Source organism: Citrobacter sp. Cs237, assembly GCF_030332325.1.
Taxonomy (GTDB): Bacteria; Pseudomonadota; Gammaproteobacteria; order Enterobacterales; family Enterobacteriaceae; genus Citrobacter_A; species Citrobacter_A sedlakii.
In genome coordinates this window covers 102,497-127,573 of the sequence record NZ_JAOWIB010000089.1, presented here as the reverse complement: position 1 = coordinate 127,573, position 25,077 = coordinate 102,497, and the positions used below count along the sequence as shown (strand labels likewise).

Sequence of the window (25,077 nt, the reverse complement as noted above, 5' to 3'; positions counted from 1 at the left end):
GCACCTACAGTACGGCCGCCTTCACGGATTGCGAAACGCAGACCGTCGTCCATCGCGATCGGGTGGATCAGGGTAACAACCATTTTGATGTTGTCGCCCGGCATTACCATCTCTACGCCTTCCGGCAGTTCGATGGTGCCAGTCACGTCAGTTGTACGGAAGTAGAACTGCGGACGGTAGCCTTTGAAGAACGGAGTATGACGGCCGCCTTCGTCTTTGGACAGAATATACACTTCAGATTCGAACTTGGTGTGCGGCTTGATGGTGCCCGGCTTCGCCAGTACCTGACCACGTTCGATTTCTTCACGTTTGATACCACGCAGCAGAACACCTACGTTCTCACCCGCACGGCCTTCGTCCAGCAGTTTGCGGAACATCTCAACGCCAGTACAGGTAGACTTCGCAGTCTCTTTAATACCAACGATTTCAACTTCTTCGCCCACTTTGATGATACCGCGCTCTACACGACCGGTAACAACGGTACCACGACCGGAGATGGAGAATACGTCTTCGATCGGCAGCAGGAACGGCTTGTCAATCGCACGCTCTGGTTCCGGAATGTAAGAATCCAGGAAGCCAGCCAGTTCGATGATTTTCGCTTCCCACTCTGCGTCGCCTTCCAGCGCTTTCAGAGCTGAACCACGAACGATCGGCGTGTCGTCGCCCGGGAAATCGTACTGAGACAGCAGTTCACGAACTTCCATCTCTACCAGTTCCAGCAGCTCTTCGTCATCAACCATGTCGCATTTGTTCAGGAACACGATGATGTACGGAACGCCTACCTGACGACCCAGCAGGATGTGCTCACGGGTCTGCGGCATCGGGCCGTCAGTCGCGGCAACAACCAGGATCGCGCCGTCCATCTGCGCAGCACCGGTGATCATGTTTTTAACATAGTCGGCGTGGCCCGGGCAGTCTACGTGTGCGTAGTGACGGGTCGGGGTATCGTATTCAACGTGAGAGGTGTTGATGGTGATACCACGCGCTTTTTCTTCCGGCGCGTTATCGATCTGGTCGAATGCGCGAGCAGCACCGCCGTAGGTTTTAGCCAGTACGGTAGTGATTGCAGCAGTCAGGGTAGTTTTACCGTGGTCAACGTGGCCGATGGTGCCGACGTTAACGTGCGGTTTTGTACGTTCAAATTTTTCTTTAGACACGGCTATATTCCTTACTATAGCGCTCTCCCCTTATGGAGAGAGCACGGGACTTAGGTTTTAATCCTGTGGATTATTTACCACGGGCTTCGATTACGGCCTGAGCAACGTTGCTCGGTGCATCATCATACTTCAGGAATTCCATAGTGTACGATGCGCGACCTTTGGTCAGAGAACGCAGCTGAGTTGCATATCCGAACATTTCAGACAGCGGAACTTCAGCGTGGATCTTAACGCCAGTAACTTCAGATTCCTGACCGCGCAGCATACCGCGACGACGGCTCAAGTCACCAATGACGTCACCGGTGTTCTCTTCCGGCGTTTCTACCTCAACCTTCATGATCGGCTCAAGCAGAACTGGTTTCGCTTTCTTAAAGCCTTCTTTAAAGGCAATAGACGCAGCCAGTTTAAACGCCAGTTCCGAGGAGTCAACGTCATGGTAAGAACCGAAGTGCAGACGGATACCGATGTCAACAACCGGATAACCAGCCAGCGGGCCTGCTTTCAGCTGCTCCTGGATACCTTTATCAACGGCAGGGATGTATTCGCCAGGGATTACACCACCTTTGATGTCGTTGATGAACTCGTAGCCTTTCGGGTTGGAACCCGGCTCCAGCGGGTACATGTCGATAACAACATGACCGTACTGACCGCGACCACCAGACTGCTTCGCGTGTTTACCTTCGATATCGGTAACTTTCGCGCGAATCGCTTCACGGTAAGCAACCTGAGGTTTACCGACGTTCGCTTCAACGTTGAATTCACGCTTCATACGGTCAACGATGATGTCGAGGTGCAGCTCACCCATACCGGCGATAATGGTCTGGTTAGATTCTTCGTCAGTCCATACGCGGAATGACGGGTCTTCTTTAGCCAGACGGCCCAGAGCCAGACCCATTTTTTCCTGGTCAGCTTTGGTTTTCGGTTCTACGGCGATGGAGATTACCGGCTCAGGGAATTCCATACGCTCCAGGATGATCGGGTGATCCGGATCGCACAGGGTGTCACCGGTGGTCACGTCTTTCAGACCGATCGCCGCAGCGATGTCGCCCGCGCGAACTTCTTTGATCTCTTCACGTTTGTTAGCGTGCATCTGAACGATACGACCGAAACGCTCACGTGCGGATTTCACGGAGTTCAGTACGGTATCACCAGAGTTAACCACACCGGAGTAAACGCGGAAGAAGGTCAGGTTACCCACGAACGGGTCGGTAGCGATTTTGAATGCCAGTGCAGAGAAAGGCTCGTCATCGCTAGCGTGACGTTCAGCAGGCGTATCTTTACCGTCGTCCAGGATACCGTTGATCGCAGGTACGTCAACCGGGGATGGCAGGTAATCAATTACCGCATCCAGCATCGCCTGAACACCTTTGTTCTTAAAGGCAGAACCACAGGTAACCAGGATGATTTCGTTGTTCAGAACGCGCTGACGCAGAGCTTTTTTGATCTCTTCTTCAGTCAGTTCTTCACCACCCAGGTATTTTTCCATCAGCTCTTCAGACGCTTCCGCTGCGGACTCGATCAGGTTCTGGTGCCATTCTTCTGCCAGTTCCTGCATGTCAGCCGGGATGTCTTCATAGGTGAAGGTCACGCCTGCATCAGCTTCGTTCCAGTTGATGGCTTTCATTTTCACCAGGTCAACAACACCGGTGAACGCTTCTTCAGCGCCAATTGCCAGCTGCAGCGGAACAGGGTTCGCGCCCAGACGGGTTTTGATCTGACCAACAACTTTCAGGAAGTTCGCGCCCATACGGTCCATTTTGTTAACGAACGCAATGCGCGGAACTTTATATTTGTTTGCCTGACGCCATACGGTTTCAGACTGCGGCTGAACACCACCAACTGCGCAGTAAACCATTACCGCACCATCAAGAACACGCATGGAACGTTCTACTTCGATGGTGAAGTCAACGTGCCCCGGGGTGTCGATGATGTTTACGCGATGCGGTTCATACTGCTTAGCCATACCAGACCAGAATGCAGTAGTCGCTGCGGAAGTGATGGTAATACCACGTTCCTGCTCCTGCTCCATCCAGTCCATGGTAGCTGCGCCGTCATGAACTTCACCGATTTTATGGTTTACACCGGTGTAGAACAGAATACGTTCGGTAGTAGTGGTTTTACCGGCGTCGATGTGCGCACTGATACCGATGTTACGGTAGCGTGCGATGGGTGTTGTACGAGCCATTTGATTCCTCGTTTATCTTTTAGGCGTTCAATTTAAGTAGCCCAAAGCGGGCTGCTTACTGGAAGCGCCCGCCTGGTGACTAAAATTCCGAAGGGATTACCAACGGTAGTGTGCGAACGCCTTGTTGGCTTCGGCCATACGGTGAACGTCTTCACGTTTCTTAACTGCAGTACCTTTGTTGTCTGCAGCATCAGTGAGTTCGTTCGCCAGGCGCAGAGCCATGGATTTATCACCACGTTTACGAGCAGCTTCAACGATCCAACGCATTGCCAGAGCATTACGACGAACCGGACGGACTTCAACTGGTACCTGATAAGTAGAACCGCCAACGCGGCGAGACTTAACTTCGACAGTCGGGCGCACGTTTTCGAGAGCGACTTCGAAAGCTTCCAGTTCAGATTTACCAGAGCGCTGAGCCAGGGTCTCCAGCGCGCTGTATACGATTGTTTCGGCAGTAGATTTTTTACCATCTACCATCAGGATATTGACAAATTTAGCCAGCAGTTCTGATCCGAACTTCGGATCCGGCAGAATTTTACGCTGACCAATGACGCGACGACGTGGCATGGAAATACTCCGTTGTTAATTCAGGATTGTCCAAAACTCTACGAGTTTAGTTTGACATTTAAGTTAAAACGTTTGGCCTTACTTAACGGAGAACCATTAAGCCTTAGGACGCTTCACGCCGTATTTGGAGCGAGCTTGCTTACGGTCTTTAACGCCGGAGCAGTCAAGCGCACCACGAACGGTGTGGTAACGAACACCCGGGAGGTCTTTAACACGACCGCCACGGATCAGGATCACGGAGTGCTCCTGCAGGTTGTGACCTTCACCACCGATGTAGGAAGTCACTTCGAAACCGTTAGTCAGACGAACACGGCATACTTTACGCAGTGCGGAGTTCGGTTTTTTAGGAGTGGTAGTATATACACGAGTACATACGCCACGTTTTTGCGGGCATGCTTCCAGCGCAGGCACGTTGCTTTTTGCAACTTTGCGAGCACGTGGTTTGCGTACCAGCTGGTTAACTGTTGCCATTAAATAGCTCCTGGTTTTAGCTTTTGCTTCGTAAACACGTAATAAAACGACCTCATACAATATGAGGACGCCGAATTTTAGGGCGGTGTCGAAAAGGTGTCAAGAAATATACAACGATCACACAATCACCAGGCCAACTGGCTGGTGTGCTGGATCGTAAGTCTGACGAAATCAGTATAGCTAACCCTGACGACGCTGTCTGAAATTTGACCACCCAGGCCGCGGGCGTCAATGTCTTCTTTCAGTGCGTATACCGTTATGGGGGCGTTGCGCAGCGTTTCAAGGAAGTGAGAGCCTTCTATTGTAGCGATAACGCCATCCTGGAGTAATAACAGCGCGTCGCCTTCCGCGAGTAAACGCTGCAGGGATGTGAAATCGGACTGCCACGGGGAGCGGTGTAAGGTATGCAGCATACGAGCCTCAGAATCTCAGGATCACATCGTAATGGCTCAGCTCCCGACGCAGCGCTTCGGGCTCAAGCGCGGTGGCTTCCACCACAAACGCTGCGTCATCGCCAAGCCCACGCTCGCGCAGCGAGGCGGCGCACAGCCAGCATTGTTCGATATCGTACAATCCCAGCAGCTTAAAGGTGGCGATATAGTCGCGCGCCAGCACGACATCCGGTTTTTGCCCGGCAAGGATCTGGAACACGCCGTCACCCACGAAGAAGACGCCGGGATCATCCGTTAAAGCAGAGGTCGCCAGCAACGCGTCTAACCCCTCGCGGCCCGATGCGCTGCCATGCGGCGCGGTGGAAAAAACAAAAGCCACGCGTTTCATCAGAACTGTACCATGCGATCGCACGTTAACGAGGCTTCCGCCAGCGCGCCGAGGCCGCTTAGCGTAAATCCCGGCTGAAGATTAGCGGAGAGCAGCCCAAGGCGGCCCGCTTCGCTTTCATCAACCACGCCGCGACGCAGCGCCGCGGCCACGCAGATATTTAGGGCAACGCCATGCTGCGTGTGCAGTTGCCGCCAGGCGCGAACCAGGTCAAATTCATCGCTCGCCGGCGAGGTTAGTTGGTTGGCGTTATATACGCCTTCACGATAAAAAAAGACGCTGCTTAGCGTGTGGCCTTCTTCCAGTAACGCCTGAGCGAACTGCAGCGCGCTGCTCGCCTGCTGGGTACCATATGCCGGACCGGTAACCATGATGGCAAAACGCATTACTTGTCTTGCCCCTGGAAGTCGCCGCTTTTGAACTGGCGAATATAGAGATACACGGTGTGCTTGGAGATATTGAGACGATCGGCGACCTGGTTGATCGCATCTTTAATATCAAAAATGCCTTTCTCGTATAGATTCAGAACGATCTGGCGATTCTTGGCGTTATTAGACACATTACGATCGGCGTTCACCTCTTCGATAGTAAATTCCAGCGTCTGGGTGACCAGATCTTCAACAGAAGAAGCGAAGTTGACGGACGATCCGACTTCCGGCGTTTCAGGCGGAATAAAGGTATTCATGATTTGCGAGAACGGTACATCAAGGTTCATGTTGATGCACAGCAGGCCAATCACGCGATGCTCGCGATTGCGAATAGCAATGGTCACGGACTTCATCAGGACGCCGCTTTTCGCACGGGTAAAGTAGCACTTCGACACGCTGCTGTCCGCACCGGTCATATCGTGCAGCATACGTAACGCAAGGTCGGTAATCGGCGAACCGATTTTACGCCCCGTGTGCTCGCCGTTGGCGATGCGAATGGCGGAGCATTTCAAATCCTGCAAAGAGTGCAAAACGATTTCACAGTGGGAACCAATGAGCATCGCTAACCCGTCCACCACCGCTTCGTAGGATTTCAGAATATCAAAGTCGGTTTGATCGAAAGGACGTTGATCCAGTAAATCAAGCTCACTGGTTTCGTTGGTTAAAAGCGACCTGGACATGAAAAAAAACACTCCTTTTCAGGAGCCTGTCGTTATGTTTTCAGGGCAGGCTCATTAATTATGTGGATGGTTAAATTAATACAGTGGAGGTTCCACTTTCCACAACTAATTATATCCGGCCTGCAATAAAAAAACCGCCGCTCTGTTCGGCGGCGGTTCTCAGTTTTTATTTTTTAGCAGCATCTGCGGCTTTTGCGTCAGCTTCTGCTGCGGCTTCTGGCTTCGCATCCGCCTTCGGCGCTGGTTTGATATCCAGCAGCTCTACGTCGAATACCAGCGTGGAGTTAGCCGGAATACCCGGGACGCCAGTTTTGCCGTATGCCAGCTCCGGTGGAATGACCAGCTTGATCTTACCGCCTTTCTTGATGTTTTTCAGGCCTTCGGTCCAGCCTGGGATCACGCCATCCAGACGGAAGGAGAGCGGCTCGCCACGGGTGTAGGAGTTGTCGAACTCTTTACCGTCGATCAGCGTGCCTTTGTAGTTAACAACGACGGTGTCGCTGTCTTTCGGCGCTTCGCCGGTACCCGCTTTCTCGACTTTATAAAGCAAGCCGGTAGAGGACGTTTTCACGCCTTTCTCTTTCGCAAACTTGTTACGATACTCTTTGCCCTTGGCTTCGTTTTCAGTCGCGTCTTTTTCCATCTTCGCCTGAGCGGAAGATTTCACGCGGGCTTCAAACGCCTGCAGCGTTTGTTCGATTTCCTGGTCAGTCAGCTTGCTCTTATCGGCAAACGCGTCCTGGACGCCCGCGATCAGTTGCTCTTTATCCAGTTTAATGCCCAGTTTTTCCTGTTCTTTCAGGGAGTTTTCCATATAACGACCCAGCGAAGCGCCCAGCGCATACGCTGATTTCTGATCGTCATTTTTAAACGCCGCTTTGCTGTCAGCAGCCGCAGCCGGTTTTGCCGCTTCAGCAGCGAAGGTCATCGGGGCATGCAGCGCAACGGCCATCGTGGTTGCCAGCAGCGTGGCTTTAAACAATGATTTCATCCATATCTCCAGGGCCGGGGCATCTCACCCCGAGGTTAGCTTCATTTAAGAAGCGTACTATAAAGCGTTGTTGAACAAATCAACATAAGGACATGCCTTATTCTCACTTCTTTTCAGACTCTTTTTGTTTAAATTAGTTTCAGCGCGGCGCAATCAGGGCTGCGCTCATCGACAGAATTCAGTAGAATCCGCCGCAACCCGGGATAATCAATGAGGTGAATCATGCAGGATACCACGCTGGAAACTCGTCTGGCCGAACTGGAAAGTCGCCTGGCTTTTCAGGAAATCACCATTGAAGAGCTCAACGTGACGGTCACCGCCCACGAAATGGAAATGGCCAAATTGCGCGATCATCTGCGTCTGCTGACCGAGAAACTGAAGGCCAGCCAGCCGTCCAATATCGCCTCCCAGGCGGAAGAAACGCCACCGCCTCATTATTGAGACGTAAAAAAAGCGGGTTATATTCTATACCCGCTTTTTTTTGCGCTCCGTTCATGTACAGCGCGCTAAATACCCTATGAATTTCTCGTCACAGCAAGATCCAGCCGACCCTGCGTGGCTTGAAAGACGACGGGATTAGTGGCAACCGCAGCCGCCGTGACCTTTACCGCCGCCACCGCAGCAGCCTTCGCCACCGTGCTCGTGACCGTGGTCATGGCCGTGACCGCCGCAGCAGCCGTCGTGACCGTGGTCATGATCGTGGTCGTGACCGTGTGCGCCGTGAACGTGACCATGAGCCAGTTCTTCTTCCGTCGCTTCGCGGATCGCTACCACTTCAACGTTGAATTTCAGGTTCTGACCCGCCAGCATGTGGTTACCGTCAACCACAACGTGGTCGTCTTCCACTTCGGTAATTTCTACCGGAACCGGACCCTGGTCGGTTTCCGCCAGGAAGCGCATACCCACCTGCAGCTCGTCAACGCCCATGAAGACGTCTTTAGGTACGCGCTGTACCAGGTTTTCGTCATACTGACCGTAGGCGTCGTTCGCGCCAACAGCTACATCGAATTTGTCGCCAACTTCGTGACCTTCCAGGGCGGTTTCCAGACCAGAGATCAGAGAACCGTGACCGTGCAGGTAGTCCAGCGGCGCACTCACCGGAGACTCATCAACCAACACACCGTCTTCTGTACGTACCTGATAGGCCAGGCTGACCACCAGGTCTTTTGCTACTTTCATGATATCTCCTGAGCGTGGGAAAATTACTGGCGCAGATTGTAGCGGAAATCTGCACCCGTGTACCCTTTAGCTTAAAAAAACTCGGGGCATATCGCTAGTCCGGATGAAAGATCCCGATCACTTGCTCCTCTTTGCGCACATGATCGCGCGCATCTTTATCCGCTTCCCGCATTTGGTGACCGCACTTAACACACTCAACAATATCGATATTATTCTCGCGCCACATCGCCAACGTGTCCTGCGCCTGGCAGGACGGGCATTTCGCCCCGGCAATAAAACGTTTACGGATTGTCATACTGAACCTCTATTCAAATTCATCCCAGCCGTCCAACTGACGTCGTTCCTGCTGCATCTCGCGCTGAAAAATCTCCTCCAGCTCGCGCCTGGCTTCTCTGGCGCGCGAAATTTGTAGGGTATCGGCATGCATCGGAATAAGCTCCCGCAGCATTCGCATATCCAGCCGTCGGAAATGCAACTGCGCCCGCTGCGCCTGGTGAGGGTGCATGCCCAGCGACACCAGCGTTTTACGCCCGAGTTCCAGCGCGCTGGAAAACGTTTCACGGGAAAACTGCGTCACCCCTGCCTGTAATAACTCATGTGCTTCCACACGTCCGCGCGCTCGCGCAAGAATATGCAAATGCGGGAAGTGTTGCTGACAGATCTCCACCAGCTTCATCGTATCTTCCGGATCGTTGCAGGTGATAACGATGGATTCTGCCGCCTCCGCGCCCGCAGAGCGCAGAAGATCCACCTGCGTCGCATCGCCGTAATACACCTTGTAGCCATATTTTCGCATCAGGTTTACGGCGCTGATATCCCGTTCCAGAACGGTAATACGCATTTTATTCGCCATCAGCAAACGCCCAATCACCTGGCCGAAACGGCCAAACCCGACCACAATCACTTGCGGCTTATCGTCATCCACCCACGGTTTTTCGTCCTCTTCATCCGGGCCGTTAAACTGACGCGAGAGCCATTTGTCGATAAGTTTCATTAGCATGGGCGTGGTCATCATCGACAGCGTGACGGTAACCAGCAATAGCGCCATTTGATCGCCCTGAAAAAGCCGCTGCGACGAGGCTGTAGAAAACAGCACGAAGGCGAATTCTCCCCCCTGGCTCAGGACGCCGGCAAACTGCATTCTTTCCGAGCTGCGAAGACCGTAGAGCCGCGCCAACCCATAGAGCACCAACGTTTTTACCGCCACCAGCACCACCACGCTTGCCACAACCCACGGCAGATGGGTGTACAGCACGCCCAGGTTGAGCGACATGCCAACCGAGATAAAAAACAGGCCGAGCAACAGTCCCTTGAACGGATCAATGGCCGTTTCCAGCTCATGGCGATATTCGCTTTCCGCCAGCAGCACGCCCGCAATAAACGTGCCCAGCGCCATCGACAACCCCAGCGCGTCCATAAATAAGGCAGAACCCAGCACCAGCAGCAGCGTCGCGGCGGTAAATACTTCGCGTACGCCGGACGCGGCGATGAAGCGGAACACCGGGCGCAATAAGTAGCGCCCGCCAATCAACATCCCGGCGAAGGCGAGCACTTTCATGCCAATCTTCATCCAGTCGAAATGCTCGTCGGCGGAACCGGCGAGCAACGGCACCAGCGCCAGCGCCGGGATCACCGCCAGGTCCTGAAACAACAACACCGAGAAGCCAAGTTGCCCCGACTCGCTGCGATTCATCCCCTTCTCGCGCATCAGTTGTAGCGCCATCGCGGTCGAGGACATTGCCAGACCGATACCGCCAACCACCGCGGCTTGCCACGAAAAATCCGTCAACATCAATAGCCCGGCGAGCAGCGCCGCGCTGAGCAACACCTGCGCCGCCCCGACGCCAAAAATCGATCGCCGAAGCTGCCAGAGTTTCGCCGGGTTCAGCTCCAGCCCGATAATGAACATCAGGAATACGACGCCAAGCTCAGAGAAATGCAGAATCTCGTCAACGTCGCTAATGAATCCCAGACCCCATGGGCCAATGGCGATACCCGCAAGCAGATACCCTAATACCGCGCCGATGCCGAGCCGTGAAGCCAGCGGCACCGCCGCCACCGCCGCGAAGAGGAACAGCACGCCCGCCAGCAATAAATCGGAACCTTCCATCAGCGGCCTCCCACGGGAACAGGCTGGGTAAGCCAGTCGCCATATGCTTTCGCATGGCTTTCCAGCTCTTGCGCGCTCTGCCGCCTGGCCCAGTAAATAATGATCGGACTCATCCAGTGCATCCGGCACATACCCGCCGTCAGCTCAAAGGGCCGCAGGACGTCGCTCATCGGGTAACGGTTCAGAGCGTCATAGCGATAGGCGCTCTCCGGTTCGCCAGTGGTAATCACGCTGCGCCAGTACTTTCCCGCGAGCTGGTTCCCCCCCGGACCGCTGGCAAAGCCGCGGCTTAACACCCGGTCCAGCCACTCTTTCAACAGCGCCGGGCAGCTATAGGTATACAGCGGATGCTGAAACACAATCACATCATGCTCACGCAAAAGAGCCTGCTCATGCGGAATATCAATAAAAAAATCAGGATAGTGCGCGTAGAGATCGTGCACCGTTACGTTACTGAGCTGCATAGCCGGCTTAAGCAGCACCCGGTTCGCCACCGAGTCCTGAGATTCCGGATGGGCATACAGCAGCAACACCTTTGCTGGCTGAGACATCATCCCCCTCCCGGTTTTATTTCTGTTTTTGTGTCGCGTTGTTGTTTTGGGCTACCATTGCGCCCCAGTGCGGCAGAATGCCAGCACACTACATTATCATAATGATAAATTAACATAGTCAGAACATACGGCGCCTTATGATTGTTTTCTCCTCGTTACAAATTCGTCGCGGCGTGCGCGTCTTGCTGGACAATGCCGCTGCCACTATCAATCCGGGCCAGAAGGTCGGCCTGGTGGGCAAGAACGGCTGCGGGAAATCTACCCTGCTGGCGTTGCTGAAAAATGAAATCAGCGCCGACGCCGGAAGTTTTAGCTATCCTGGCAACTGGCAGCTGGCGTGGGTGAATCAGGAAACCCCCGCCCTGGCCCAGCCAGCGCTGGAGTACGTCATTGACGGCGACCGCGAATACCGTCAACTGGAAGCCCAGTTGCACGACGCTAACGAACGTAACGACGGACACGCTATCGCCACCGTACACGGCAAGCTGGACGCCATTGACGCCTGGACCGTCCGCTCACGCGCCGCCAGTCTGCTGCATGGGCTGGGGTTCAGCAACGAACAGCTTGAACGTCCGGTCAGCGACTTCTCGGGCGGCTGGCGTATGCGCCTCAACCTGGCGCAGGCGCTGATCTGCCGCTCCGATCTGCTGCTGCTCGACGAACCGACTAACCACCTCGATCTTGATGCGGTTATCTGGCTGGAAAAATGGCTGAAAGGCTATCAGGGCACTCTGATTCTGATCTCCCATGACCGGGATTTTCTCGACCCGGTAGTGGACAAAATTATCCACATCGAACAGCAAAACCTGTTCGAGTACACCGGCAATTACAGCGCGTTTGAAATCCAGCGCGCCACCCGTCTGGCCCAGCAGCAAGCGATGTACGAAAGCCAGCAGGAGCGCGTGGCGCATCTGCAAAGCTATATTGACCGCTTCCGCGCCAAGGCGACCAAAGCCAAGCAGGCGCAAAGCCGAATCAAAATGCTGGAGCGCATGGAGCTGATCGCCCCTGCGCACGTGGATAACCCCTTCCACTTTAGCTTCCGCGCGCCGGAAAGCCTGCCAAACCCATTGCTGAAAATGGAAAAAGTGAGCGCGGGTTACGGCGAGCGCATCATACTCGACTCCATTAAGCTGAATCTGGTGCCTGGCTCGCGCATTGGCCTGCTTGGCCGCAACGGCGCCGGGAAGTCTACGCTTATCAAGTTGCTGGCGGGCGAGCTCGCGCCGGTCAGTGGTGAAATCGGCCTGGCGAAAGGCATTAAGCTTGGCTATTTCGCCCAGCATCAGCTGGAGTACCTGCGCGCCGACGAGTCACCGCTGCAACACCTGTCGCGCCTGGCGCCGCAGGAACTGGAGCAGAAGCTACGCGACTATCTCGGCGGCTTTGGCTTCCAGGGCGATAAGGTCACGGAAGAGACGCGGCGTTTCTCCGGCGGCGAAAAAGCCCGTCTGGTGTTGGCATTGATTGTCTGGCAGCGCCCGAACCTGTTGCTGCTTGATGAACCGACCAACCATCTCGATCTCGACATGCGTCAGGCGTTGACCGAAGCATTGATCGAATTCGAAGGCGCGCTGGTCGTCGTGTCGCACGACCGTCACCTGTTGCGCTCCACCACCGACGATCTCTACCTGGTCCACGACCGTAAAGTCGAACCGTTTGACGGCGACCTGGAAGATTATCAGCAGTGGCTGAGCGAGGTACAGAAACAGGAAAACCAGCCTGCTGAAGCGCCAAAAGAGAACGCGAACAGTGCGCAAGCGCGTAAAGATCAGAAGCGTCGTGAAGCCGAGCTGCGTACGCAGACCCAGCCGCTGCGCAAAGAGATCGCCCGTCTCGAAAAAGAGATGGAAAAACTGAACGCGCAGTTAGCGCAGGCGGAAGAAAAGCTGGGCGACAGTGAACTGTACGACCAGAGCCGTAAAGCAGAGCTGACCGAGTGCCTGCAACAACAGGCCAGCGCCAAAGCCGGGCTGGAAGCATGCGAAATAGCCTGGCTGGACGCGCAAGAGCAGCTTGAGCAAATGCTGGCCGACTAACCACAGGAAACCACCATGACGCCGCTCATCACCAACGATATTACTTTCCGCAAGCTCAGCATCTTCATGACGTTTATGGAGAAAGGGAATATTGCCCGCACGGCGGAAGCGCTGGATATCAGTGGGGTGAGCGTGCATCGCGCGTTACATACGCTGGAAGAAAATGTCCGTTGTCCGCTGTTTGTGCATAAAGGTCGCAACCTGATCCCGCAACCGGCGGCCTGGACACTGCTGGAATATTGTCAGGAAGTCACTCAGCTTATGGCGCGAGGGCTGGAGGAAGCGCGTAAAACGGCGGGTGTCGGCCAGGGGCGCTTACGCGTCGGCACACTTTACTCGCTGACGCTGGAGACCGTCCCGCATCTGATCATGGGCATGAAGCTACGGCGTCCCGACCTCGAACTGGATCTGACGATGGGATCTAACGAAGCGTTGCTTGCGATGCTGGAAGAAGGCACGCTGGATGCGATCCTGATTTCTATTTCGGAAAGTGAAATCGATCGCAACAGTCTGGAAGTGCTGCCGCTGTTTCATGACGACATCTATCTCGCCGCACCGTCAACGGCGACGCTGGACAGCTCCTCGCCTGCCGATCTGCGCGATTACCGGGAGCAGAAGTTTGTTTCTCTGGCGGAAGGCTTCGCCACCTATGCCGGCTTTCAGGAAGCCTTTCACATCGCCGGATTCGAGCCGGAGATCGTCACCCGCGTGAATGACATTTTCTCGATGCTCAGTCTGGTGCAGGCGGGTGTCGGCTTTACCCTGATGCCGGGACGCATGAAGAAGATGTATGAGAATTCCGTGCAGCTACTGAAGCTGGCGCAGCCCTACCAGATGCAGCAGCTTATCGCGATTGTCTTCGCCCGCAACCGCGAGCGCGACCCGAATCTGCTGGCGCTCGCCGCTGAAGGTCGGATGTACGCGCGCAGTCTGCAGGCTGGCGTTTGATTGCCGGTTAGCCTGAAGCCAATACATCCTGTAAGCAGGAGAAGCATCGCGCCAGCGGGCAACAATCACAACAACTGTACCCGCCGCGCCAGATGCACGGCAACGTCCACGCCGCTACGTTCCAGGGAAATCGACTCCCCTTCCCACGCCGCCTGACGCGTCAGGCAGGTCAGCACGCCGCCGGGCGGCATCTCAATGGCTAACCGCGCCTCGCGTTCGTTCGCGGCAATGACCGCTTCCTGCCAGCGCACGGTGCGCGCCATGTTCATCGCCAGATCGTCGGCAATTCTTTCCGGCTGCCAGAGCACGCGCCCGGTGCTGCCGCTCAGATACGCGCAGCGCGGGCGTGAAAGCGTGACCGAGTTAAACGCCGCCGCCAGCTTCTGCGCCGGTTCCGCCAGCAGCTCGCAGTGCGACGGCACGCTCACGGCCAGCCGCTTTGCTTTGCTCGCGCCTTTTTCCAGGGCGCGTTTTGCCACCTGCGCCATCCCTTCATCGGATCCGGCAATGACAATCTGCGTTTCGGCATTCAGGTTGGCAATGTATGTTCCGCTACCTTCGATCAGCTGTTCCACCTGCGGCAGGGTTAAGCCCATGATTGCCGTCAGGCCGTAGCCGTGCGGCCAGGCCTGTTCCATCAGATCGCCGCGCAGCGCCACCAGCTTCAGCGCGTCCGTAAATTCCAGCGCGCCCGCCACCACCGCCGCGGGATAAGCGCCAATCGATAAACCGCTAACGATGTCAGCCGACACGCCGCGTCGCTCCAGCTCGCGCGCCCAGGACACGCCGGCAATTAACAGCGAAAGCTGCACCGCGCGGGTGTGGGTTAACGAGGCTGCGCTGTCCAGCGTATCGACTTCCGCCCCCAGCACGTCACGAGCCTGTTCCAGCTCCGTTCCCGGCAGGTTTTGCAGCATACCTTCATGCTGCGTGCCCTGGCCCGGAAAGGTAAACAGTATTTTCATCACTCCTCCCTGCGCCATGGATCTGCCACCAGGCGTGGCCCACGGCGGGTTTTCAGCAGCGTTTTACCGTCGCGCAGCCACTCCGCCAGCGCGAATCCGCCTTCCGGCGTATCCACCTGCGTATCCGCCCGGCACAGCGCGCGGCCGAGCTGAAGCTGCCAGCCAGCAAAAGCGTCAGGGGAAACGGCGTGCGGAGCGCGGATCAGCAGGTCGAGATCGCTGTCGGCATGGATCACCGGAATACCGGTCGCCAGCGCGTAGCCGGTGCTGCCGGTAATGCCCCACGTCCACGGCCACGCCTGCTGAGCAAGCTGAAGCGCCACCTGTACCGGCGGCTGGGTGACAAACGGCGAACGCAGCAGATCGGCGGTGACGCACAGCTCTTCAGGCGACACCACGCGTAGCACATTCTCAGGCTGCACCCATCCGGCTGCCCGCTGGTCGCGGCGCAGTCCGCGCACGCCAACGGGAATTCGGCCTTCGTTATCCACATCACGCCGTACCACCACCGGCAGGCCGATATGCCAGGCTGATTCAACCCAGGATTCGGTAATACCTTCCAACGCGTCGCGCGAGGTAAGCCAGATGAGGTCGTGGGGGCGTAATGTTGTGGTCATAATTACATTCCTGACGTCAGCGAGATAAACAGCGGCAGCGACAGGATACACAGTACGGAGCTTAACAGCAGCACGGCTTCTGCATCCGGCGACTGCACGCCAAAGCGGTTACCGAACACCACGCCGAAGAAGCCCGCGGACAGCGCAATCATCAGGATGGCGGTGATCGCCACGGAGCCATGCAGACCGAAGATTAAAACGATACCCCAGGCGATCGCCGGCTGGATCAGCAGTTTGGCGACGGTGGAGGTGATCACCATGGTGTTGATCTGCAGCTTACGGGCAGAGAGGATCACGCCAGTCAGGAACAGCGCCGCAGCGGTTGCGGACAGCCCCAGCGGTTTAATCGCCGCCAGCACCAGTTCCGGCATTTTGATGCCGATAGCGGACAGGATCACCCCCAGCAGCGGGCCCATCACGATCGGTTTTTTAATGGAGCGCCACATCAGCACCGGCAGCATGGAGAGCGTTGAGCCGGAGTTATTGCCCTCGGCGCGCGCTTTTTCACGCTCCAGAATCAGCAGGCAAAACGGGGTCATCAGCACGGAACCACAGGCGATAGAGACCGCCACGGACAGTGAGGTGGAAGAACTTTCGCCCAGCACGCTGCCCAGAATCGGCAGGCCAAGCGCCGCATAGTTTGGCAGGGCGACGGTGAGCGTCAACACGGCCGCATCCTGCGGCGATTTTTTGAATACGCCGGTAGCAAGGAAATAGATCGCCGCGTAGGTGATCCACATCGCCAGCGTCAGTACCACAATCAGCGGCGACTGCGCCACGATGCCCGCCCAGGGCGTCTGTACCGTCGCGCTGAACAGCGCCGCAGGTAATGCGAAATCCATGACGAAGATGTTGAGCAGGGAAACATTCTTGTTATCAACCATTTTGGCCTTCCCGGCCCAGAACCCCAGCAACATGATGACGAATATCGGTGCAAGAGCATGAACAATCACGTAAGTCATAAATCACCTGTAATGAAGAAAAAAGTTAGCACGGACGCGATGATTATTATTTTTCGGATGTAGCGGCCCGCGCGGGCGCAGCGCGTGCGCCCACGGAGCCGAACATTCGGCAGGTCTTAATTACTTACCAGCTGGCTCGCATACGTTCGCGTACGAGCGCCGAGCTGCGGCGGTTGTCAGCACCCAGACGGCTTTTCAGCGTGGTGTCCTGACGCGCGTCACTGATGGCCTGTTGCAGGGTGGTTTTCACCTGCGTCAGATCGTTATCGGATGGGGCATCCGGGTTGCTGATGTCCAGCAGGTCGGAAAGCAGCCCCAGCGTGGCGTAGTTGCTGATGTCATACGCCATGGGCGGAATGGTTGCCGCCAGTTTTTCCAGCGCGTCAACGGTACGCAGCGTAATGCGCGCCGCAGACTCTTTGCCCATCGCGTGGATCAGTACGCCTTTATCGTTAAAGGCAATCAGACGGTTAGCCTGGTAGCCGTGCGCCAGAAACGCGCCTGACATTGCCTTACCGACGATAAGACCAATCACCGGATGACCCGCCAGACGCGCGTTGGCGTAGGCGGCAGCGGCTCCCGCCAGCGCCTGGTGGATACCAAACGCCTCTTCGCGACGGCCATAGGCCTGGCTTGGGACGTCGATCACCGCCACTATCGGGCGCTTCACGGCTTTATCAGCATCCGCCGCGACGGTTTCGCTGACCACTTTCGCCAGCGTCCAGCCTTCCAGCAGACCGACTTCCCCTTTCGCCGCGCGCGGGAAGTGGTTGTTGGCATCCGGCACCACGGCGACAAAACGCACCGTTTCACCGTTCAGCTCACCGTCAGCCGCCTGTACAGACGGGCACAGCCCCTCAATACGTTTGGCGTTCGGGGCGAGCGTTTCCAGCCAGCGTTCGCCACGGCTTGTTGCGTTATTCATCATTTCACCTCCCGGGCAAAAAGCGCGTTAATCTGTTCGGCATCGGCCTGTTTGCGGGTGTCGAAATTCGTCAGACGGTTCAGGTAATCGTCATAGTTATCGGTGCGATGTTTCGCCGGTACGCCTTTCGCGATGGCCTCGTTCATCGCGGCTTTCACCGCGTTCACGCCGTCGCCTACCAGCGCATCCACCAGCCCGCTTTCATAGCGTACTTCGCCGCCGGTCATGCTCCAGATAAACGGACGGTCGCGCGAGTCGTACTCTTCAACGCCTGCTTCCTGCTCGATAACCTGCGGGCCGTTGAGGCCGAGACGCGCTTCGCGGGTCACAATCAGGTAGCTGCACAGCGCCGCGGCGATAGACATCCCGCCGAAGCAGCCCACGGTTCCGGCCACGATCCCGACGACCGGGGTATAACGACGCAGGTCAACGATCGCGGCGTGGATATCGGCAATCGCCGCCAGGCCAAGGTTCGCTTCCTGCAGGCGTACGCCGCCGGTTTCGAGGCACAGTACCGCCTGCGTCGGAATGCCGTTGCGGTTATCTTCCGCCGCCAGCTCCAGCGCCGCCGCCATTTTGGCGCCGGAGACTTCGCCCATGCTGCCGCCCTGGAAGGTCCCTTCAATCGCCACGACTACCGCTGGCTGGCCGTTGATGGTCCCTTTCGCGACCACCATGCCGTCATCGGCCTGCGGCACAATGCCCTGTGGCCCAAGCCACGGAGAGATAATGCCTTCAAACGGATCCAGCAGTTCGCGGTAGCTGCCCTCGTCGAGCAGCGCCTGCGCACGCTGGCGCGCTTTTAATTCGATAAAGCTGCTGTCATCACGCATGGCTCACCCCTTCAAACACCTGTTCAATACGAATGCGCGCCACGCCCGGCGTCGCGCCGAAGTCGTGGATGGTCAGTTTGCCTGCGGGCAGGCTGCTGACGGTTTCCAGGCGGCTGAACAACGCCTCCCAGCGTCCGCGGCTGTTGTCGACGGAGGTGGTGATATCAACGGTCAAGGTCTGGCCCGGTTCGGCGGTGAAGAGCACCTCCATATCCCCGGAGCCGACGACGCCTGCCAGCGCCCTGCCGCTGACTTCGCGGCGGGCGGGCACGGTCAATGTAATTTTTTCCATAACATCCTCTTAATGCTTTGAATATGGCGTTTCGACGCGATCGAGAAACAGCGTGGCCGCAAGCAGGTCTGCGGCGCCGCCCGGTGAGGCGTTTAGCGTCAGCATCTGGCGGTCTAACTGCGCCAGCGCCTGCTGCCCCGCGAGGGTTGCGCATCCTCCGGCGTTCAGCACCGCCCGGGCGCCGTTCTGCATGGCGTCCAGCCCCTCCATTCCGGCGCGCGACAGCACGCAGGTATCGGTGAGCGAGGTCATTATTGCCATCAGCGCGTCGAGTCTGGCGTGCGTTTCGCTGCTGCCGTTAAGGCGGCTCAGGCGAAGCTGCGGCAGCGCGCGCTGCATGATGTGCGGAAACGCCTGCTGCGCCTCTTCACGCGCGCCGGGCACGCGGTATCGGTGCGTGGCGCGTAACCCCTTGCTGAACACCTTCGGCGCCACGTCGTCCGGGAGTTTCGCCAGCCGGGCGGCGGTGTTCGCGACGGCCTGCGCGCTGGCATCACCGCCCAACATCGCCACCGCGCTCACCAGCAGCCCCAGCGCCCAGATCGCGCCACGGTGGGTGTTCACGCCGTCGGTAGCGGCCATCATCTGCTGCTCTCCGTCGCGACCGAGTCGCCCTATGGTTTGCCTGAGGGCAATATCCGCCGGACGCTGCCAGCTTTGCTGCGCCAGCGCCTGAAACGTGGGAGTCAGGCTGTGCGCGGAGCGCTCCATCAGCGCAAGCGATAAATCGTGGTGCGCGCCGTTCCCCCGACTGTCCACCAGACCGGGTTTCGGGCTTAAACGTGCTTCGTCAATCAGACACTGCGTGGCGGTTCGCGCCAGCCATTCGGCACCGCCTTCAACCTGGATCCGGGGCAGAAGTTTCATTACCAGCTCCGGAATTTCGCAGGTGGGTTGTACAGGCCGCCGGACCACTCAACGAGGTCGGCCACGCTGCCCGCCGCCAGCAAAGAGCGGGTGGCATCGGTGCGGCGAATCCCCATATCTTCCGGATAGACCACTTTGCCGCTCTGGCGCAGTTCCGCCACGCGTTTGGCATCCACGCCCAGACCGATATCGGTGATGCCCGCCACGGCGGCGACCATGGCGCGACGCTCTTCCAGATCTTTCGCCCGGTAGAGGTAAGCAATCCCCTCTTCCGTCAGCACGTGGGTAACGTCATCGCCGTAAATCATGACCGGCGCCAGCGGCATGCCGGAGGCTTTCGCGACGTCAACGGCGTCCAGTTTTTCCACGAAAGTTGGCTTCACGCCCGCCTGGAAGGTTTCCACCATCTGCACGACCAGTTTTTTACCGCGCTGCATTGGGTCAGGTTCGGTGATCATGTTCAGCCAGGCCGGCGTGGCGTGGCGGCGACCGTGCGGATCGTGGCCCATGTTTGGCGCGCCGCCGAAGCCGGAGAGGCGACCGCGGGTGACGGTTGAGGAGTTAGCGTAGCCATCAACCTGCAGCGTAGAGCCGATAAACATATCGACCGCGTACTGGCCTGCCAGCTGGCAGAAGGCGCGGTTAGACCGCATGGAGCCGTCGGCACCGGTAAAGAACACGTCCGGACGGGCGCGAATGTACTCTTCCATCCCCAGCTCGCCGCCGAAGCAGTGCACGCTCTCCACCCAGCCGCTTTCGATTGCCGGGATCAGCGTCGGATGCGGGTTCAGGGTCCAGTGTTTACAGATTTTACCCTTCAGGCCGAGCTGTTCGCCGTAGGTGGGCAACAGCAGTTCAATCGCCGCGGTGTTAAAGCCAATCCCGTGATTGAGGGACTGCACCTGATGTTCCGCGTAGATGCCTTTAATCGCCATCATCGCCATCAGGATGTGTTCCTGTTTAATCAGGCGCGGGTCGCGGGTGAAGAGCGGCTCAATGAAGAACGGCTTGTCGGCCACCACCACGTAATCGATCCAGGAGCCCGGAATATCGACGCGCGGCAGGTCGCACTCGTCGTCCACCAGCTCGTTCACCTGTGCGATGACGATGCCGTCGTGGAACGCGGCGGCTTCCACCAGCGCCGGGGTATCTTCGGTACTCGCCCCGGTATAGAGGTTACCTTTACGGTCCGCTTTAAACCCGGCAATCAGCGCCACGTTTGGCGCCAGGTCAACATACAGGCGGGAGTAAAGTTCGATGTAGGTGTGAATCGCACCGATTTCGAGCTGGCCATCTTCCAGCAGCTGCGAAATGCGCAGGCTTTGCGTACCGGAGAAGGAAAAGTCCAGCTTGCGGGCAATGCCTTTTTCAAAGATATCCAGATGTTCGCTGCGGCCCACGCTTGGCATGATCATGTGCAGGTCGTGCACTTTTTCGGGATTCACTTCAGCCAGCATGCGGGACAGGAAATCTGCCTGCTTCTGGTTATTGCCTTCTAATACCACGCGGTCACCCGGCGCGATCAGTTTTTCCAGCATCGCGGTCAGGTCTGCGGTAGGCAGTACCTTGCCCTGCACCGGTATAGAAGCCAGACGCCGCTGCTTCTCAGTGCGGCGGGTATTCCAGACGCGTGCGGGTGTTTGCCCAGATAACATTATTAACCTCCTGATTCAGCTAATCATTTTGATTGCTTAACACGCTAATGAGTGTGCGCTCTGGTGAGAAAGTCATCAATTAAGCGTAGAGAGGGATCGTTAGCCTGAGAGTAATAATTGAAGTAACAATTTGTGATGAGGATCAACTACCCCATTCCAGACGCCATCCTGAGCTACGCATTTTTCATAAACACAACAGGCAAGTGGCGGTATAGTAGACGGCTGATAATGAGAGACCATCGCAGCCGTTATGAGCCAAATAACTTCGTCAGACCTTCAACTCACCACCGTAAACTCGCGTGAATTTCGCCCAATGCGTGGTATTCGTAACCGCCATTTGCAGACCATGCTGCCGCGCCTGATCCGCCGCAAAGTGAATTTTGCCCCCCACTGGCAGCGGCTGGAGTTACCTGACGGTGACTTTGTCGATCTGGCCTGGAGTGAAGATCCGGCGTCCGCGAAACACAAACCTCGTCTGGTCGTCTTTCACGGTCTGGAAGGCAGTCTGAACAGCCCGTATGCCCATGGCCTGATTGAAGCGGCGCAAAAACGCGGCTGGCTTGGGGTGGTGATGCATTTTCGCGGCTGCAGCGGCGAGCCAAACCGCATGAACCGTATTTATCACTCTGGCGAAACCGAAGACGGCGCCTGGTTTCTACACTGGCTGCGTCGCGAATTTGGCCACGCGCCAACCGCGGCGGTGGGCTATTCGCTGGGGGGCAATATGCTGGCCTGCCTGCTGGCAAAAGAAGGGAAAAACATCCCGATAGAGGCTGCGGTGATTGTTTCCGCCCCCTTCGTGCTGGAAGCGTGCAGTTACCATATGGATAAAGGCTTTTCCCGCGTTTATCAGCGTTATCTGCTCAATTTGCTGAAGGCGAACGCGTCGCGCAAACTGGCGGCGTATCCGGGCTCCCTGCCAGTCGATCTTGCGCAGTTAAAATCCCTGCGCCGCATTCGCGAGTTTGACGATCTCATCACCGCTAAAATTCACGGTTTTGCCGACGCTATCGACTATTATCGTCAGTGTAGCGCGATGCCCTTACTCAACCGGATCGCCATCCCGACGCTGATCATCCACGCCAAAGACGATCCGTTTATGGATCATCACGTGATCCCCAAAGCCGACGATTTGCCGCCGCAGGTGGAGTATCAGCTAACGGAACATGGCGGGCACGTTGGGTTTATCGGCGGCACGCTGCGTCGCCCTGAGATGTGGCTGGAGGCGCGTATTCCCGACTGGCTGACAACGTATCTGGAGGTACCAAGATGATGATCCCCTGGCAGGAGCTCTCTCCCGAGACGCTGGACAACTTAATCGAAAGCTTTGTGTTGCGCGAAGGCACCGATTATGGTGAACATGAACGTTCACTTGAGCAAAAGGTCGCCGACGTTAAACGTCAGTTGCAGTGCGGAGAAGCGGTTCTGGTCTGGTCTGAATTGCACGAAACAGTCAACATCATGCCGCGTAAACAGTTCCGCGAATAAGCCTGTATCCTCGGCCGACTATAATAAAAAACCTAACCTACTCATGGAGTTGTTATGTCTGCCAAACATCCGGTGATTGCGGTAACAGGATCCAGCGGCGCGGGGACCACCACCACCAGCCTCGCGTTCCGTAAAATTTTTGCCCAGCTCAACCTGCGCGCGGCCGAGGTGGAAGGCGACAGTTTTCATCGTTATACCCGCCCGGAAATGGACATGGCGATCCGCAAGGCGCGCGATGCCGGACGGCATATCAGCTATTTCGGCCCCGAAGCCAATGACTTCGGCCTGCTGGAACAGACCTTCATTGAATACGGGCAGACGGGCAAAGGCCAGTCGCGCAAATATCTGCATACCTACGACGAAGCCGTACCCTGGAATCAGGTGCCTGGCACCTTCACGCCCTGGCAGCCGCTGCCGGAGCCGACCGACGTCCTGTTTTATGAAGGGCTGCACGGCGGCGTGGTGACGCCACAGCATGAGGTGGCGCGCCATGTGGATTTGCTGGTGGGGGTTGTGCCCATCGTCAACCTGGAGTGGATCCAGAAACTGATCCGTGACACCAGCGAGCGTGGACATTCCCGCGAGGCGGTGATGGACTCCGTGGTGCGCTCAATGGACGATTACATCAACTACATCACGCCACAGTTTTCCCGTACCCACATCAACTTCCAGCGGGTCCCGACGGTGGATACCTCAAACCCATTCGCCGCACGCGGCATTCCCTCGCTTGATGAGAGTTTTGTGGTGATACATTTCCGCAATCTCGAAGGCATCGATTTCCCCTGGCTGCTGGCGATGCTGCAAGGTTCGTTTATTTCTCACATCAATACGCTGGTGGTGCCGGGCGGCAAAATGGGCCTGGCGATGGAACTGATCATGCTGCCGCTGGTACAGCGCCTGATGGAAGGCAAGAAGATCGAATAAGCCTCAATGGCGGCTGACCCGATTGTGCCATAAGGCAGTCGAGCGCAGCGCCATCAGGTAAAAATTATCAGGCGGCAATGACTTCATACGAGTGGGTAATATTCACCGCTTTTTCCAGCATCAGCGCCACGGAACAATACTTTTCGGCGGAAAGATCCACCGCCCGCGCCACCGCGGCGTCTTTTAAATCATGCCCCGTCACGATGAAATGCAGATTGATGTGGGTAAACAGGCGCGGCGCTTCTTCACGACGCTCGGAGGTCAGTTTTACTTCGCAATTGGTCACATCCTGTCGTCCTTTTTGCAGGATGGAGACCACGTCGATAGCGCTACAGCCGCCCGCGGCCATTAACACCATTTCCATCGGGCTGGGCGCTTTATCTCCCGAATTGCCGTCCATCAGGATCTGGTGTCCGGAAGCCGACTCGCCCAGGAAGGTTAACCCTTCAACCCATTTCACACGCGCTTGCATATTTTTTTACTCCAGTGCGTCAATTTTCCTGACAGATTACGCGTACATAACAATTCTCGCAACGGAAGGCGACCTGCGTCATGCTGAAGCGAGACACCAGGAGACACACGGCTAAAGCTATGCTAAAACAGTCAGGATGCTACAGTAATACATTGACGTACTGCATGTATGCAGAGGACTTCACATTAAAGGCTGCTGTCCGTTATTGACAGCCTCTTCCCAGGAAGCGGGAAGCACATTTTTGCAACCCCAGAGACAGCGCCGTTTTCTGGCTCTGGAGACAGCTTATAACAGAGGATAATCGCGCATGGTGCTTGGCAAACCGCAAACAGACCCGACTCTCGAATGGTTCTTGTCTCATTGCCACATTCATAAGTACCCGTCGAAGAGCACGCTGATTCACCAGGGTGAAAAAGCAGAAACGTTGTACTACATCGTTAAAGGCTCTGTGGCAGTGTTGATTAAAGATGAGGAAGGTAAAGAAATGATCCTTTCTTATCTGAATCAGGGTGATTTTATTGGCGAACTGGGCCTGTTTGAAGAAGGCCAGGAACGTAGCGCATGGGTACGTGCTAAAACTGCATGTGAAGTGGCTGAAATTTCCTACAAGAAATTCCGCCAGTTGATCCAGGTGAACCCGGATATTCTGATGCGTCTCTCTTCCCAGATGGCTCGCCGCCTGCAGGTCACATCAGAGAAAGTCGGTAACCTGGCCTTCCTTGACGTGACCGGTCGTATCGCCCAGACGCTGTTGAACCTGGCGAAACAACCCGATGCAATGACCCACCCGGACGGTATGCAGATCAAAATTACCCGCCAGGAGATTGGCCAGATCGTTGGCTGCTCTCGCGAAACCGTTGGTCGTATCCTGAAGATGCTGGAAGATCAAAACCTGATCTCCGCGCACGGTAAGACCATCGTCGTTTACGGCACTCGTTAATCCCGTCGGAAATGGCGCGTTACCTGGTAGCGCGCTATTTTTGTTTTCCCG

At 56.5% G+C, this 25,077-nt stretch carries 29 protein-coding genes; 7 read left to right on the top strand and 22 right to left on the bottom strand.

Annotated elements, in window-relative coordinates:
* The 9 genes from tuf to fkpA form a co-directional block, all read right to left on the bottom strand.
* Window positions 1-1,157 (bottom strand): elongation factor Tu (gene tuf, locus OGY07_RS03605; RefSeq protein ID WP_286598704.1); only part of this gene is annotated, 1,157 nt, incomplete at its 3' end.
* Window positions 1,158-1,227: 70 nt separating this feature from the next.
* Window positions 1,228-3,342: an elongation factor G gene (fusA, locus tag OGY07_RS03600; RefSeq protein WP_042286235.1), complete on the bottom strand. Its 2,115-nt coding sequence runs from the start codon at window positions 3,340-3,342 to the stop codon at window positions 1,228-1,230.
* Window positions 3,343-3,438: 96 nt separating this feature from the next.
* Window positions 3,439-3,909 carry a 30S ribosomal protein S7 gene (gene rpsG / locus OGY07_RS03595; RefSeq protein ID WP_002920113.1) on the bottom strand — a complete coding sequence of 157 codons (471 nt, stop codon included), beginning with the start codon at window positions 3,907-3,909 and terminating at the stop codon, window positions 3,439-3,441.
* Window positions 3,910-4,005: 96 nt separating this feature from the next.
* Entirely contained in the window at window positions 4,006-4,380 is a 375-nt protein-coding gene (gene rpsL, locus OGY07_RS03590; protein ID WP_000246815.1) for a 30S ribosomal protein S12, read from the bottom strand.
* 125 nt (window positions 4,381-4,505) lie between these two features.
* Window positions 4,506-4,793 carry a sulfurtransferase complex subunit TusB gene (gene tusB / locus OGY07_RS03585; protein ID WP_286598692.1) on the bottom strand — a complete coding sequence of 96 codons (288 nt, stop codon included), beginning with the start codon at window positions 4,791-4,793 and terminating at the stop codon, window positions 4,506-4,508.
* A 7-nt stretch (window positions 4,794-4,800) separates the two neighbouring features.
* A complete protein-coding gene (gene tusC / locus OGY07_RS03580; protein ID WP_042286238.1) occupies window positions 4,801-5,160 on the bottom strand; it encodes a sulfurtransferase complex subunit TusC in 360 nt (119 codons plus the stop codon).
* Window positions 5,160-5,546: a sulfurtransferase complex subunit TusD gene (gene tusD / locus OGY07_RS03575; RefSeq protein ID WP_042286241.1), complete on the bottom strand. Its 387-nt coding sequence runs from the start codon at window positions 5,544-5,546 to the stop codon at window positions 5,160-5,162. Before tusD ends, tusC begins: the two co-directional genes overlap by 1 nt.
* On the bottom strand, window positions 5,546-6,268 hold the full coding sequence (locus OGY07_RS03570) for a helix-turn-helix transcriptional regulator (protein WP_042286247.1): 723 nt from the start codon (window positions 6,266-6,268) through the stop codon (window positions 5,546-5,548). Before OGY07_RS03570 ends, tusD begins: the two co-directional genes overlap by 1 nt.
* 166 nt (window positions 6,269-6,434) lie before the next feature.
* On the bottom strand, window positions 6,435-7,259 hold the full coding sequence (gene fkpA / locus OGY07_RS03565; RefSeq protein ID WP_042286250.1) for an FKBP-type peptidyl-prolyl cis-trans isomerase: 825 nt from the start codon (window positions 7,257-7,259) through the stop codon (window positions 6,435-6,437).
* A 222-nt stretch (window positions 7,260-7,481) separates the two neighbouring features.
* On the opposite strand from fkpA, the gene OGY07_RS03560 reads away from it, so the two are divergent.
* A complete protein-coding gene (locus tag OGY07_RS03560) occupies window positions 7,482-7,700 on the top strand; it encodes a protein SlyX (RefSeq protein WP_042286253.1) in 219 nt (72 codons plus the stop codon).
* Between the two features lie 135 nt (window positions 7,701-7,835).
* Here the strand turns inward: OGY07_RS03560 and slyD are convergent, their stop codons facing one another.
* The 4 genes from slyD to kefG form a co-directional block, all read right to left on the bottom strand.
* A complete protein-coding gene (slyD, locus tag OGY07_RS03555; protein WP_042286257.1) occupies window positions 7,836-8,438 on the bottom strand; it encodes a peptidylprolyl isomerase in 603 nt (200 codons plus the stop codon).
* A gap of 94 nt (window positions 8,439-8,532) precedes the next feature.
* On the bottom strand, window positions 8,533-8,733 hold the full coding sequence (locus tag OGY07_RS03550) for a YheV family putative zinc ribbon protein (protein ID WP_042286259.1): 201 nt from the start codon (window positions 8,731-8,733) through the stop codon (window positions 8,533-8,535).
* 9 nt (window positions 8,734-8,742) lie between these two features.
* A complete protein-coding gene (gene kefB, locus OGY07_RS03545) occupies window positions 8,743-10,548 on the bottom strand; it encodes a glutathione-regulated potassium-efflux system protein KefB (RefSeq protein WP_042286262.1) in 1,806 nt (601 codons plus the stop codon).
* Window positions 10,548-11,099 (bottom strand): glutathione-regulated potassium-efflux system ancillary protein KefG, encoded by a 552-nt coding sequence (gene kefG / locus OGY07_RS03540; protein WP_042286933.1) that lies wholly within the window; start codon window positions 11,097-11,099, stop codon window positions 10,548-10,550. Before kefG ends, kefB begins: the two co-directional genes overlap by 1 nt.
* A 137-nt stretch (window positions 11,100-11,236) precedes the next feature.
* On the opposite strand from kefG, the gene OGY07_RS03535 reads away from it, so the two are divergent.
* A complete protein-coding gene (locus tag OGY07_RS03535) occupies window positions 11,237-13,138 on the top strand; it encodes an ABC transporter ATP-binding protein (RefSeq protein ID WP_211935168.1) in 1,902 nt (633 codons plus the stop codon).
* A gap of 15 nt (window positions 13,139-13,153) precedes the next feature.
* The gene (locus OGY07_RS03530; RefSeq protein WP_211935167.1) at window positions 13,154-14,086 is read left to right on the top strand and encodes a LysR family transcriptional regulator; all 933 of its coding nucleotides are present in this window, start codon (window positions 13,154-13,156) and stop codon (window positions 14,084-14,086) included.
* A 65-nt stretch (window positions 14,087-14,151) separates the two neighbouring features.
* On the opposite strand, the gene mdcH is transcribed toward OGY07_RS03530, so the two are convergent.
* The 8 genes from mdcH to mdcA all read right to left on the bottom strand — a co-directional run bounded on the left by mdcH (window position 14,152) and on the right by mdcA (window position 21,202).
* Window positions 14,152-15,051 (bottom strand): malonate decarboxylase subunit epsilon, encoded by a 900-nt coding sequence (mdcH, locus tag OGY07_RS03525; RefSeq protein WP_286598682.1) that lies wholly within the window; start codon window positions 15,049-15,051, stop codon window positions 14,152-14,154.
* Window positions 15,051-15,668, bottom strand: coding sequence for a malonate decarboxylase holo-ACP synthase (locus tag OGY07_RS03520; protein WP_286598679.1), 618 nt, complete (start codon window positions 15,666-15,668; stop codon window positions 15,051-15,053). The genes mdcH and OGY07_RS03520 overlap by 1 nt, the downstream gene beginning before the upstream one ends.
* Before the next feature lie 2 nt (window positions 15,669-15,670).
* The gene (locus tag OGY07_RS03515; RefSeq protein WP_205612542.1) at window positions 15,671-16,630 is read right to left on the bottom strand and encodes an AEC family transporter; all 960 of its coding nucleotides are present in this window, start codon (window positions 16,628-16,630) and stop codon (window positions 15,671-15,673) included.
* A gap of 124 nt (window positions 16,631-16,754) precedes the next feature.
* A complete protein-coding gene (mdcE, locus tag OGY07_RS03510; RefSeq protein WP_286598708.1) occupies window positions 16,755-17,555 on the bottom strand; it encodes a biotin-independent malonate decarboxylase subunit gamma in 801 nt (266 codons plus the stop codon).
* Window positions 17,555-18,388: a biotin-independent malonate decarboxylase subunit beta gene (locus OGY07_RS03505; protein WP_211935163.1), complete on the bottom strand. Its 834-nt coding sequence runs from the start codon at window positions 18,386-18,388 to the stop codon at window positions 17,555-17,557. The genes mdcE and OGY07_RS03505 overlap by 1 nt, the downstream gene beginning before the upstream one ends.
* The gene (mdcC, locus tag OGY07_RS03500) at window positions 18,381-18,680 is read right to left on the bottom strand and encodes a malonate decarboxylase acyl carrier protein (protein WP_042286285.1); all 300 of its coding nucleotides are present in this window, start codon (window positions 18,678-18,680) and stop codon (window positions 18,381-18,383) included. Before mdcC ends, OGY07_RS03505 begins: the two co-directional genes overlap by 8 nt.
* Before the next feature lie 9 nt (window positions 18,681-18,689).
* On the bottom strand, window positions 18,690-19,547 hold the full coding sequence (locus tag OGY07_RS03495) for a triphosphoribosyl-dephospho-CoA synthase (RefSeq protein ID WP_286598673.1): 858 nt from the start codon (window positions 19,545-19,547) through the stop codon (window positions 18,690-18,692).
* Window positions 19,547-21,202, bottom strand: a complete 1,656-nt coding sequence (gene mdcA / locus OGY07_RS03490; RefSeq protein ID WP_042286290.1) for a malonate decarboxylase subunit alpha — start codon at window positions 21,200-21,202, stop codon at window positions 19,547-19,549. Before mdcA ends, OGY07_RS03495 begins: the two co-directional genes overlap by 1 nt.
* A gap of 250 nt (window positions 21,203-21,452) precedes the next feature.
* Between mdcA and OGY07_RS03485 the strand changes: the two genes are divergently transcribed.
* The 3 genes from OGY07_RS03485 to OGY07_RS03475 are packed head-to-tail and all read left to right on the top strand — an operon-like array spanning window position 21,453 to window position 23,614.
* Window positions 21,453-22,475, top strand: a complete 1,023-nt coding sequence (locus OGY07_RS03485; RefSeq protein ID WP_286598671.1) for a hydrolase — start codon at window positions 21,453-21,455, stop codon at window positions 22,473-22,475.
* Window positions 22,472-22,690, top strand: coding sequence for a YheU family protein (locus OGY07_RS03480; RefSeq protein WP_042286296.1), 219 nt, complete (start codon window positions 22,472-22,474; stop codon window positions 22,688-22,690). The genes OGY07_RS03485 and OGY07_RS03480 overlap by 4 nt, the downstream gene beginning before the upstream one ends.
* A gap of 54 nt (window positions 22,691-22,744) precedes the next feature.
* Window positions 22,745-23,614 (top strand): phosphoribulokinase, encoded by an 870-nt coding sequence (locus OGY07_RS03475; protein WP_042286299.1) that lies wholly within the window; start codon window positions 22,745-22,747, stop codon window positions 23,612-23,614.
* 67 nt (window positions 23,615-23,681) lie between these two features.
* On the opposite strand, the gene OGY07_RS03470 is transcribed toward OGY07_RS03475, so the two are convergent.
* A complete protein-coding gene (locus OGY07_RS03470; protein WP_042286302.1) occupies window positions 23,682-24,086 on the bottom strand; it encodes an OsmC family protein in 405 nt (134 codons plus the stop codon).
* 307 nt (window positions 24,087-24,393) lie between these two features.
* On the opposite strand from OGY07_RS03470, the gene crp reads away from it, so the two are divergent.
* On the top strand, window positions 24,394-25,026 hold the full coding sequence (crp, locus tag OGY07_RS03465; protein ID WP_000242758.1) for a cAMP-activated global transcriptional regulator CRP: 633 nt from the start codon (window positions 24,394-24,396) through the stop codon (window positions 25,024-25,026).
* The last annotated feature ends 51 nt before the right edge of the window (window positions 25,027-25,077 follow it).

Coding starts and splice junctions, on each gene's coding strand:
- OGY07_RS03505 (WP_211935163.1), bottom strand. CDS start 18,388: ATGCGTGATGACAGCAGCTTTATCGAATTAAAAGCGCGCCAGCGTGCG.
- kefG (WP_042286933.1), bottom strand. CDS start 11,099: ATGTCTCAGCCAGCAAAGGTGTTGCTGCTGTATGCCCATCCGGAATCT.
- OGY07_RS03485 (WP_286598671.1), top strand. CDS start 21,453: ATGAGCCAAATAACTTCGTCAGACCTTCAACTCACCACCGTAAACTCG.
- OGY07_RS03480 (WP_042286296.1), top strand. CDS start 22,472: ATGATGATCCCCTGGCAGGAGCTCTCTCCCGAGACGCTGGACAACTTA.
- slyD (WP_042286257.1), bottom strand. CDS start 8,438: ATGAAAGTAGCAAAAGACCTGGTGGTCAGCCTGGCCTATCAGGTACGT.
- OGY07_RS03535 (WP_211935168.1), top strand. CDS start 11,237: ATGATTGTTTTCTCCTCGTTACAAATTCGTCGCGGCGTGCGCGTCTTG.
- mdcC (WP_042286285.1), bottom strand. CDS start 18,680: ATGGAAAAAATTACATTGACCGTGCCCGCCCGCCGCGAAGTCAGCGGC.
- OGY07_RS03530 (WP_211935167.1), top strand. CDS start 13,154: ATGACGCCGCTCATCACCAACGATATTACTTTCCGCAAGCTCAGCATC.
- fusA (WP_042286235.1), bottom strand. CDS start 3,342: ATGGCTCGTACAACACCCATCGCACGCTACCGTAACATCGGTATCAGT.
- tusB (WP_286598692.1), bottom strand. CDS start 4,793: ATGCTGCATACCTTACACCGCTCCCCGTGGCAGTCCGATTTCACATCC.
- kefB (WP_042286262.1), bottom strand. CDS start 10,548: ATGGAAGGTTCCGATTTATTGCTGGCGGGCGTGCTGTTCCTCTTCGCG.
- OGY07_RS03475 (WP_042286299.1), top strand. CDS start 22,745: ATGTCTGCCAAACATCCGGTGATTGCGGTAACAGGATCCAGCGGCGCG.
- OGY07_RS03470 (WP_042286302.1), bottom strand. CDS start 24,086: ATGCAAGCGCGTGTGAAATGGGTTGAAGGGTTAACCTTCCTGGGCGAG.
- mdcA (WP_042286290.1), bottom strand. CDS start 21,202: ATGTTATCTGGGCAAACACCCGCACGCGTCTGGAATACCCGCCGCACT.
- OGY07_RS03515 (WP_205612542.1), bottom strand. CDS start 16,630: ATGACTTACGTGATTGTTCATGCTCTTGCACCGATATTCGTCATCATG.
- OGY07_RS03550 (WP_042286259.1), bottom strand. CDS start 8,733: ATGACAATCCGTAAACGTTTTATTGCCGGGGCGAAATGCCCGTCCTGC.
- OGY07_RS03560 (WP_042286253.1), top strand. CDS start 7,482: ATGCAGGATACCACGCTGGAAACTCGTCTGGCCGAACTGGAAAGTCGC.
- crp (WP_000242758.1), top strand. CDS start 24,394: ATGGTGCTTGGCAAACCGCAAACAGACCCGACTCTCGAATGGTTCTTG.
- tusD (WP_042286241.1), bottom strand. CDS start 5,546: ATGCGTTTTGCCATCATGGTTACCGGTCCGGCATATGGTACCCAGCAG.
- rpsL (WP_000246815.1), bottom strand. CDS start 4,380: ATGGCAACAGTTAACCAGCTGGTACGCAAACCACGTGCTCGCAAAGTT.
- OGY07_RS03570 (WP_042286247.1), bottom strand. CDS start 6,268: ATGTCCAGGTCGCTTTTAACCAACGAAACCAGTGAGCTTGATTTACTG.
- mdcE (WP_286598708.1), bottom strand. CDS start 17,555: ATGAATAACGCAACAAGCCGTGGCGAACGCTGGCTGGAAACGCTCGCC.
- OGY07_RS03495 (WP_286598673.1), bottom strand. CDS start 19,547: ATGAAACTTCTGCCCCGGATCCAGGTTGAAGGCGGTGCCGAATGGCTG.
- fkpA (WP_042286250.1), bottom strand. CDS start 7,259: ATGAAATCATTGTTTAAAGCCACGCTGCTGGCAACCACGATGGCCGTT.
- mdcH (WP_286598682.1), bottom strand. CDS start 15,051: ATGAAAATACTGTTTACCTTTCCGGGCCAGGGCACGCAGCATGAAGGT.
- tusC (WP_042286238.1), bottom strand. CDS start 5,160: ATGAAACGCGTGGCTTTTGTTTTTTCCACCGCGCCGCATGGCAGCGCA.
- rpsG (WP_002920113.1), bottom strand. CDS start 3,909: ATGCCACGTCGTCGCGTCATTGGTCAGCGTAAAATTCTGCCGGATCCG.
- OGY07_RS03520 (WP_286598679.1), bottom strand. CDS start 15,668: ATGACCACAACATTACGCCCCCACGACCTCATCTGGCTTACCTCGCGC.